Consider the following 8,350-nt stretch of genomic DNA (forward strand, 5'->3'; position numbering starts at 1 on the left):
CTGCTTGGCCACGTCAACTCCAAGGCGCGTAAGCTTCATGGGTGGACTCCTCTTCGCCAGCGACTGGTTCTATCGCTTCCAGTCTGGCACTCGATGCCGAAGACGGGGAGGAGTCCATCTCATTGCTATGGGTCGAAAGCGGACAGTCTCAAAAGGCCCCAAGCCTACCCTTAGATTCACGGTCATCGTCGACGCAGGCTGAGAGGCTCATCAATGATCGGCTTCAGGGGTGTCCTTGCATATGGCGCAATGCACGCCTCGCCGTGACTGGTAGATCCTTGCCGATACAAAGATGCTCGCGGAAATCGCGCCCCAGATGGCACCTTGCGTCAGCGCATATTCCAGACCATGCCCCTTGAGCCACTGGGCCGCGCTGATGACTACAAAGGCGCCGCTCATCACCAGAAAGAAGCGCTTTATCCAAAATACTGGCCCCATCGATGCCCCCCTGATTTTTATCCATCCTGACTGAAGGCCATGCTAGCCTGCGGCGTCCGCATTGGGCCGGAAACGGACATTCAATAGCGTTGAATATCCCTAAACTTCACTCCTGTACTTCGCATCCCCAGCCATCGTTCTGCCCTCCTAGGGGTGCGGCTTCAGCTGCCAGCAATTCCTCATAGCCAGATATGTTCTCGTGCGTGGGGACCATGAAGGGGTGCGCTTCCACCTGCCATGGCAACTCGTCGTGCTCCTCGTACTCTGAGAAAGATACCTTCTGGCCGTTTTGAAGCAGAAGGACCGCGAACTTCAGAGCCGCGTCCTCTGATGGAAAGATGACAGAGAAGTCGACTTCACGTGGCACTGAGAGGTTGTCCCCTTGCGCAGCCATTTGTCGAAGCACTTCGCCGTTTTCATCGTGCGGAAAGTCCATTTGATTGTTCGCCATGAGCCGTTTTGAGTCCTATGCGGTGTTGACGTGTAAGGCAATAAGTCTAACGGGATGTTGAGCCCCCGCATGGACCAATCTTGCCAGGCAATCCAAGCAACCAATCGGTGATGTCCGCTCCAGGCCGGGAGCGGACATCCCAATAACTTTCTATTCTTCACGCTTTGATGGCACAGCATCCTCACCGAAATGCATCTCTATGGCCGTTCGTACCAAGCCAGGGTAAGCAAACCAATACTGGTGTCTCGTAGCATCCGACACGAAAGCCGCACCGTAGTCACTGGTGGCCAAGCGGCGTTCGAACACTGACAAAGGGGATCGATCAAAGCTGAGCAACGCACGTCTATAGCGGGTCATCAGACGCTTGAATTCCCCTGCGCAACCAATCCCGAGCGCCCGCAGCTCTGGCACCAACTCATCGAATGAGCCACTCCCGTAGTCGTTCCTACGGGGAAAGAGCTTTGACATGGTTCGGTGTATCAGCACCCCCGTCAGGGGCCTCTCGTATGCAATCCGTCTGGCTGGCAATCGATTGCCCATTTCCCCTCCAATGGAACTGTCCGCTCTGGGTCGGAAGCGGACATTACAAGCATAGCCCTAGCGGTTCGCTTCGGTGAAAACAGCCATCCGTTCGGGACTGGACAGTACGTTGCGCATCCATGTGAATCCGTCCAAATCCTCATCGTCCATGGCAAAGAGGTTCCAATAAGGCGCCTCAGGCGAATAGGTCACCACATCCAGAAGAATCTCCGTCACAGCTCCATCGCCACTACGCCGATCAATCTGCATGCGTGCCGGTGCTCTTTATAGATGTCACTCACTCTCCAATGGAGTCACTTGCTCCATTGGTGTCACTGCCGCACATGGCGATGTGCTGCACTCTCCAGTGAGCTGCTGGTCATCACCACAGCGAGCGCCTTCGGCTGCGGCTCCATCTATAACCGGCTAAGCCACTGGGCTGCCTGGCGCGATTCCAGCGGTCACTCAGTTTGAGGCCACTTCCTTCCGGGCGACGCGGGCCTAGCTACGGATTCCGGCTAGGCTTGGGCCGCTACACCATTGGAAGGTGGTCTCTGGTTGGTGGCACTAGCTAACGCCCTGCCTCCGGAAGTCAACTCCTCTTTCTTCCCGCGTAGCACGATACTCTTGGGGGCGCGTATTCAACTTCGACATTCGGTGCAGCTGTCTCAGCTTGCGCAGACTCTGCCACGGCCAACGATAGGACCTCTTCGACTGACCAGTGGTCGTCAGCATGAATGCCATACTTGACAGCAATAATCCTGCCGTCCCTTGAAACCATGAAATCGGCGGGCAATCCAAAGGCCGGCTCACCCTTACCACGACCGAACCCATAGGTGCATAGCCCCTCGATGATCCTTGTCCATGCGCGCGGATGGAGAACCGACATCAACGAACTTTCCACCCGATACTTACGATACAGCGCCATGCTCGGATCGGCGATCAGATGGAACGGCAGATCGCCCTGATGCCTGACCAGCGCTTCATGCGACGAATGGAAGACCGCTACCTCCTTGATACCCGCCCGGGCCAGTTCATCATGCCTATTACCGATATCGCGTAGATGAAGCTTGCACACCGGGCATCCGGCAAAACGGCGGAACTGGAGATGCACCAGGGCCGTCGGATTCGGCACCGCTATGCGTGCACCGGATATAGCATCAATATTGAGAAGCGGCGCCATATCGCCGGGCGCAAGGCGCGTGACTGATAAACTGAAGGGGCGGCCCACGGCTAGTTACCTGCACATCGAAAGATGCCGTATCGGACCATTGCCGTCCTGGGTACGACAAGACAATTTCCCTGGCATTGTTCGGTAGCACGGCGAACTCATGAACAACGAAATGGACCGCAGGATCGCCCACTCGCGTCAGTCGCTTCGCGACGCATTGTTCTTGCTTATTCAGGAGCGCGGATTCGATCACGTGACCGTGCAGCACGTAATCGACCGGGCTGGCGTCGGGCGCGCCACGTTCTATGCCCATTTCGAAAACAAGGAAGATTTGCTGCTGAGCGGGTTCGACACGCTGATGGCAGAAATCTCGCACTATCAGCGCGATGCTACTCGCCTGTACCAGGACGTTGACGCGACCATGCTGGCGTTCAGCCGGCACCTGCTTGAGCACGCCCACCAGCATCGCGGCGTGTTCCTGGCAATACTTGGCAGCCGCAGTGCCAGCGCCATGCAGGCGCGATTGCACGAGGTGATCACACAATCGGTCCGCCAAGATCTACAGGGTGCAATCTTGGCACCGACCTTGTTCGAGGCGGCGATCCAGGCGCTCGCGGGGGCCTTGTTTGGTCTGATTGTCTGGTGGTTGCAATCGGACGAATCACTGGATGTTGCGGAAGTGAACGCGCTGTTCCGGGCCATGGCTGTCCCCGCGATGCACAGTGTGCGGGGCCCTTGAGCAGCAGACAGATGCCGAACGAATCGCGTCGTTTTGTCTTGAAGCCCGGCCGTAGCGGCCCTCTACTGTGGTCTGCCCCGAACGAAGCTGCGCCTCCCTCCACAATGCACCTCTCACCAGCCCTATTTGCGTTGCATCCTCCTGCCGCATTCCGCCTGGCCCTGCGCCGAGCCTTAGTCGAAGCCAGGCACGGGGTTCGGTTCCAGGACCTCTGGAAGCTCTCCGTTCAATTGTATGTGCCGAGCGAGCGCCTGCCCGGCGGCGCGTCACCGATGCTGCGACTGATGCTGAGGCTGTTCGATTGGAACTGTGCTGCATACAAGGCACTACTGGCTTGCGGCATAAGCGACGCGGTCGCCGCCCGTCTCATTCACGGGGCCAACTGGCAGATCATCGGGCCAATTGCCCGGTTGATCCATTGGGCTGCCGGCCTGTTTTCCCATGATGCGCTCGATCGCGTGCGAATTGCCTACGATGCGATGTTCCGCTTGGTCTTCACTCAGCCTTTCCAGCGGCGCGTGATTCTTGGTGGCGTGGATGTGCGCTTCCACGTGACCCGCTGTCCGTTCAATGAACTGTTCGACGCACACGGGGTGCCGGGGTTGACGGCCCAGGCGGCTTGCGCCCTGGATCTGGACATGGCCAAAGAGTGGAATGTCAGCCTGTCCCGGTCTGCGACGATCGCAGGCGGCCAAGCCATCTGCGAGTTCTGCTTTTCACGGCACGGCTCTGCGCTTTCCTGATGCCAGGAAGATAACGGAAGTACTCAACAAGCAGCCGACTCATGAGACTGCTCCTTGTCACCGTCGCTCGCCAAGCGCCTTAATCAATATCCTCGTGCAACCTGGTCCGCTCCAGTGCCAGTTGGCGCTAACCGTAAGGCCGAGTCCCTATAATGACCCAGTCACACTACGAAGACCCCGAGTTCGTCCGTCGCTATGCGCAGGGACCCGCGGCGTTCGTTCCGGCCTACGTGCACATGCAGCGCATGGCCGCCCAGCTCATGCGTGAGCGCATCGGCGATACCGGCCAGGTTCTGGTGCTCGGCGCCGGCGGCGGGCTCGAGCTGGAAGCCTTCGCGAAGTTGTCCCCACAATGGACCTTCGTCGGCGTGGATCCGGCCAAGGCGATGCTGACGGCAGCACAGGAGCGCATGCGCGCGGCAGGAGCCAGCGAGCGGGTGGACTGGCACCACGGTTACATCTTCGACGCACCCGCGGGGCCATTCGATGCGGCCACGAGTCTCTTGACCCTGCATTTCGTTCCTGACGATGGCACCAAGGAGTGTACATTGCGTGAAATCCATCGACGCCTGAAGCCGGGCGCGCCGTTCATGCTTGTGGACCTGTGCATCGACCTCGCAGCGTCGGACGCGGCGACCGCACTAAATCGCTACCGGGAGTTCGCACTGGAATCGGGCGCGCAGCCGGAGCAGGTCGAGACGACCTGCGGGCGGCTGGTCACTGTTTTGCAGATGGTGAGTGCGGAGCGGGATGAGGAACTGCTTGGAGGCGCAGGCTTCAGGCAGGTCGAGTTGTTCTATGCGGGCCTTTCGTGGCGGGGTTGGCGGGCTGTTGCCTAAGGAAGACCTGAATTGCCTTCCATTTCTACGACGGTGGGTGTCCATGGACGTCAATGGGGCCTGGACCGTACTCGTGGACGGCTGATCTTTATCCTGGCCGCCGCGTCAATCGAATCCCGAATAAGTCATGCACCCAATAGGTGTCATCGTCTAGCCTGCGCATCCACATAGCTATCAGCAGGTGTGCGGCATGGGCACCGAGCTGGCTCTAGGTCATTGTTTTCAATTGTTTTCGCTTGGTGGTGCTTTTAAGGATCGCCGACAATGCGGAAGACGACGCCAGGCGCGCCACAACATAGGCGTCACCTCGCTTGCTAATACCCAGCAAGCGATCCTTGCCGCCGGAGCTGTGCTGTCGGGGCGTGAGACCGAGGGATGCAGCCATCTGTCGGCCGCTGGCAAACTGCGTGGCATCGCCCACGGATGCCACCAAGGCGGTGGCGACCACGGGACCGACACCGCGCAATTGTTGCAGTCGACGCGCATCGGCAGCCGCTTTGGCCGCTTCGCTGATCTGGCCGTCCAATTCCGCGACGCGTTCATCCAGCGTGTGAAGATCGCGCCGCAATCCTTCGAGCAAGCGGCGGAAACACGCACTTAATCCGTTGTCGGCATCTTCCAGCCAGCACGGGATCACGCGGCGCAACGAGACCATTTCCTTCAGCGCCACCAGTCCGTATTCCGCGACCAAGCCGCGGATCTGGTTGCCTTTGGCGGTGCACTGCTCGACCAGGCTCGCCCGCACCCGATGCATCGCCTGCAGATCCTGTTGCGCGGCACTCTTCACACTCACAAAGCGCAAGCTCGGACGACTCATCGCCTCGCAGATCGCTGCGGCGTCGTTGGCATCGTTCTTGTTGCTCTTTACATACGGCTTCACGAATTGTGGCGCGATCAGCTTCACGCGATAGCCATGCGCCTGCAGTTCCCGCGCCCAATGATGGGCGCCGCCGCAGGCCTCCATGCCGATCTCACAGCCAGGCTCGGCCACCTCCATGACAGCCTTCAACCAACGATCTCGCGACAAGCGGCGAAGCCATACCAGACCATTGGTAACCAGTGAAATGGCGAGGATCGACTTGGTTGCAAACGACGTCATCTAAGCAATCTCCATCTGCGTAATTTAGACGATGCGATACAGCGGTCTTACGGTCCCTGGGGGGGCTCTATGACTGTTTCAATGATGTCCGTTTTGGGTCGAAAGCGGACATTGCCAATAGTTACTTGGACCAGCCTATTTGGCGAGCCACCCCGGTAACTTGATCAATAGCGTAGGTGTTTCCGAAGAAGCGCCGGGCTACTAGTGAACCGGCGGTCGCGCGGGAAAGGGATACGAACGAGTCCCTCTCATAAGTGCTCGGACTCGCTTCAACCTGCCAGAGGACTTCGCCGTCTTGCGACAAACAGTAGATGTTGGCGTTGTATGTGGCTACATCGAGATCTGCGACGTCGACCTCGTCCAAAAGCACGATGGTCCGCTCTGGCATATCGGTCAAAGAGACCGCGATTCTGGAAACCTGATCAGGTGAAAGTCGCTTCATCCCCTCTCCACAGGGTCACTCGCCGCCCGTTTCTGTCAGATCCGCTTTGGGTAGCGGACACTACAGGTGCAGCCCAGGATCCGTAAGCGAGATACCGCTTCGCTAATGCTTTGAATCCGACTTAATCTACGCACCATGCAGATCCACCTCGATCGCTTCCTTTAAAACGAGAACAGCTGGACTATCGATTATGAACTGGATGCAAGCCAGGAATTCGAGGTACGCCGCATCAATAAAGGCCGGTTCGTAACGGAACTTGGATGCCTGATCTTCAAGGGCGGTGTGATTGAAATTCACTGTAGGCATCCCGTTTACCAGGCCCATTCTTACGCTATTACGAAAGACGCCAAGTGCATGCAGCTTTGCCTCAGGCAGCTTATTTGTGGGCTTTGGGTCGAAATGCACACCACCCACTTTATTGGCGACATAGATGATCACATCATGCCTTGTGATCATCTCACCCGCAGCGCCGGCTACCACCTGCTTGAGGAAGCTACCGCACTCGAGCTCCACGCGGTGACCAGGATCGAAACCGGCTTGATGTCCACGCGGAGGCCCTTTATGCGTCATGAGCCCGGCAATCATCAAGCCAAATACCTCCAGCCCAGCCAGTTGGAAGATGGGGACGTGGCCTTTGCGCGCGTCGCGAACTAGTGGCAGCGCATCAGGAACCAAGAAAGCCAACTTTATGCTGCGACTGGAGCAGGACTGTGCCAAATGCCCCTCGAGCAGCAGGCGACGTACTGCCGCCGCATGTAGCCTAACTTGATCTTGCGAGGGGTTCTGAATTGACTTCAAGCCAGTGAAGTTATTCAAGTCACCAAGCAAAACTTCATCGCGGTCGAGGTCAATCGTGGCTTGTGGCATCTCAGCGGCTCTTATCTCGGCAAGGCAGGCGCCGGCGCTAGAAAAATACGTTGGGGCTACTTCGGTTCAGCGATGTCTGTTTTGGGTCGGAAGCGGACATTACGTCAGCCCTACGAACCAACCTCATTAAAGACGCAAAGTACCCGGCGAACTAGTTGATCGGTCCCTTCGATATCAACGGACCACGCATCTGAAAAGACCCTTAGGGTCTCATCGCCGATCTGCAAATCGAGTACATCAACTCCGATGGCCCACGTCTTGCCAAGAGCTTTAGCCCCCATTTTGGTCAATGTGCTCTTGAACCGGTCCACTGCCACTTCATCATCGGAGTCGCATATATCCGCGCGCATCGCTTAGTTCCCCTGCATTGGACTACCCAAGACCCGGCTCATGCACCCCAAATCCGGCCTGCATTCTGTTGTCTGCTATGGGTCGAAAACGGACCTTACCTTTTCGCATCCGCCCAATACATGGTCCAGGCAAGGCTATCAGCACTGTGACGTTCGGACTGGGCGGCAAGCTCATTGAGCTTTGCCTTGACCGCGTCTCGGCCAAAAGCCCTCACACACGGGGCTATGAAGAGCCGATTCGCACTTGGGTTTGGCTCTTCCAGTGCTGCCGTCAAGAGCGGATCAAACAAGATGCTGGGGACTGGATTGACTCGCTCCAACGTCTTTGCGACGAACCACTTTTTCGGGGCCTTATTGAGCGCGGCAACGAACCACGCGAGATCGGATGGTCTGTTCTTGGGAAAACTAGATGCTGCCTTGCCGAGCAAGTCATCGATTGCCGAATGCTCGGGCTGGCTTCTTGGGCCGGCCTCAATGAGCTGCACGTAGCGATCCGCCAGATCGTCCCAGTCGATATCCATTCCTTTCCCCCCTAGACCTAATCCTTACGTGTGAAGTGTCTGCTTTGGGTTGCGGATTCAGCCGGTCGTTGCAACACCCATAGACTGCTTGAGCAGGAGGCGTGTTGCCAATGGCCCAACGACCCCGGATCCATTACACGGACACCCAGAAGGCGCTGATGTGGGATCGCT

9 protein-coding genes and 1 pseudogene are annotated in these 8,350 nt (G+C 57.7%); 3 read left to right on the forward strand and 7 right to left on the reverse strand.

Annotated features, from left to right (window positions below; genetic code table 11):
• Positions 1-544: 544 nt before the first annotated feature.
• The 3 genes from OUZ45_RS20605 to OUZ45_RS20615 all read right to left on the reverse strand — a co-directional run bounded on the left by OUZ45_RS20605 (position 545) and on the right by OUZ45_RS20615 (position 2,639).
• A complete protein-coding gene (locus tag OUZ45_RS20605; RefSeq protein WP_266172212.1) occupies positions 545-889 on the reverse strand; it encodes a ribonuclease E inhibitor RraB in 345 nt (114 codons plus the stop codon).
• A 597-nt stretch (positions 890-1,486) separates the two neighbouring features.
• Positions 1,487-1,678, reverse strand: coding sequence for a hypothetical protein (locus OUZ45_RS20610; RefSeq protein ID WP_266172213.1), 192 nt, complete (start codon positions 1,676-1,678; stop codon positions 1,487-1,489).
• A 322-nt stretch (positions 1,679-2,000) separates the two neighbouring features.
• Positions 2,001-2,639, reverse strand: a complete 639-nt coding sequence (locus OUZ45_RS20615) for a peroxiredoxin-like family protein (RefSeq protein WP_266172214.1) — start codon at positions 2,637-2,639, stop codon at positions 2,001-2,003.
• 100 nt (positions 2,640-2,739) lie between these two features.
• On the opposite strand from OUZ45_RS20615, the gene OUZ45_RS20620 reads away from it, so the two are divergent.
• From OUZ45_RS20620 to OUZ45_RS20630, 3 genes are all read left to right on the forward strand, one after another.
• Positions 2,740-3,318, forward strand: coding sequence for a TetR/AcrR family transcriptional regulator (locus OUZ45_RS20620; protein ID WP_266172215.1), 579 nt, complete (start codon positions 2,740-2,742; stop codon positions 3,316-3,318).
• An 11-nt stretch (positions 3,319-3,329) separates the two neighbouring features.
• Positions 3,330-4,061, forward strand: a complete 732-nt coding sequence (locus tag OUZ45_RS20625; RefSeq protein ID WP_266172216.1) for an L-2-amino-thiazoline-4-carboxylic acid hydrolase — start codon at positions 3,330-3,332, stop codon at positions 4,059-4,061.
• A 152-nt stretch (positions 4,062-4,213) separates the two neighbouring features.
• Positions 4,214-4,900: a class I SAM-dependent methyltransferase gene (locus tag OUZ45_RS20630; RefSeq protein WP_266172217.1), complete on the forward strand. Its 687-nt coding sequence runs from the start codon at positions 4,214-4,216 to the stop codon at positions 4,898-4,900.
• 292 nt (positions 4,901-5,192) lie between these two features.
• On the opposite strand, the pseudogene OUZ45_RS20635 reads toward OUZ45_RS20630, so the two are convergent.
• The 4 genes and pseudogenes from OUZ45_RS20635 to OUZ45_RS20650 all read right to left on the reverse strand — a co-directional run.
• A pseudogene (locus tag OUZ45_RS20635) lies at positions 5,193-5,999 on the reverse strand (IS110 family RNA-guided transposase); the annotation flags it as partial.
• A gap of 121 nt (positions 6,000-6,120) precedes the next feature.
• The gene (locus tag OUZ45_RS20640; protein WP_266172219.1) at positions 6,121-6,441 is read right to left on the reverse strand and encodes a DUF7957 family protein; all 321 of its coding nucleotides are present in this window, start codon (positions 6,439-6,441) and stop codon (positions 6,121-6,123) included.
• A gap of 126 nt (positions 6,442-6,567) precedes the next feature.
• Positions 6,568-7,308, reverse strand: coding sequence for a hypothetical protein (locus OUZ45_RS20645; RefSeq protein ID WP_266172220.1), 741 nt, complete (start codon positions 7,306-7,308; stop codon positions 6,568-6,570).
• Positions 7,309-7,753: 445 nt separating this feature from the next.
• Positions 7,754-8,179, reverse strand: coding sequence for a hypothetical protein (locus tag OUZ45_RS20650; protein WP_266172221.1), 426 nt, complete (start codon positions 8,177-8,179; stop codon positions 7,754-7,756).
• Positions 8,180-8,350 lie beyond the last annotated feature (171 nt).

Source organism: Dyella subtropica, from assembly GCF_026283965.1.
GTDB classification, from domain to species: Bacteria; Pseudomonadota; Gammaproteobacteria; order Xanthomonadales; family Rhodanobacteraceae; genus Dyella_D; species Dyella_D subtropica.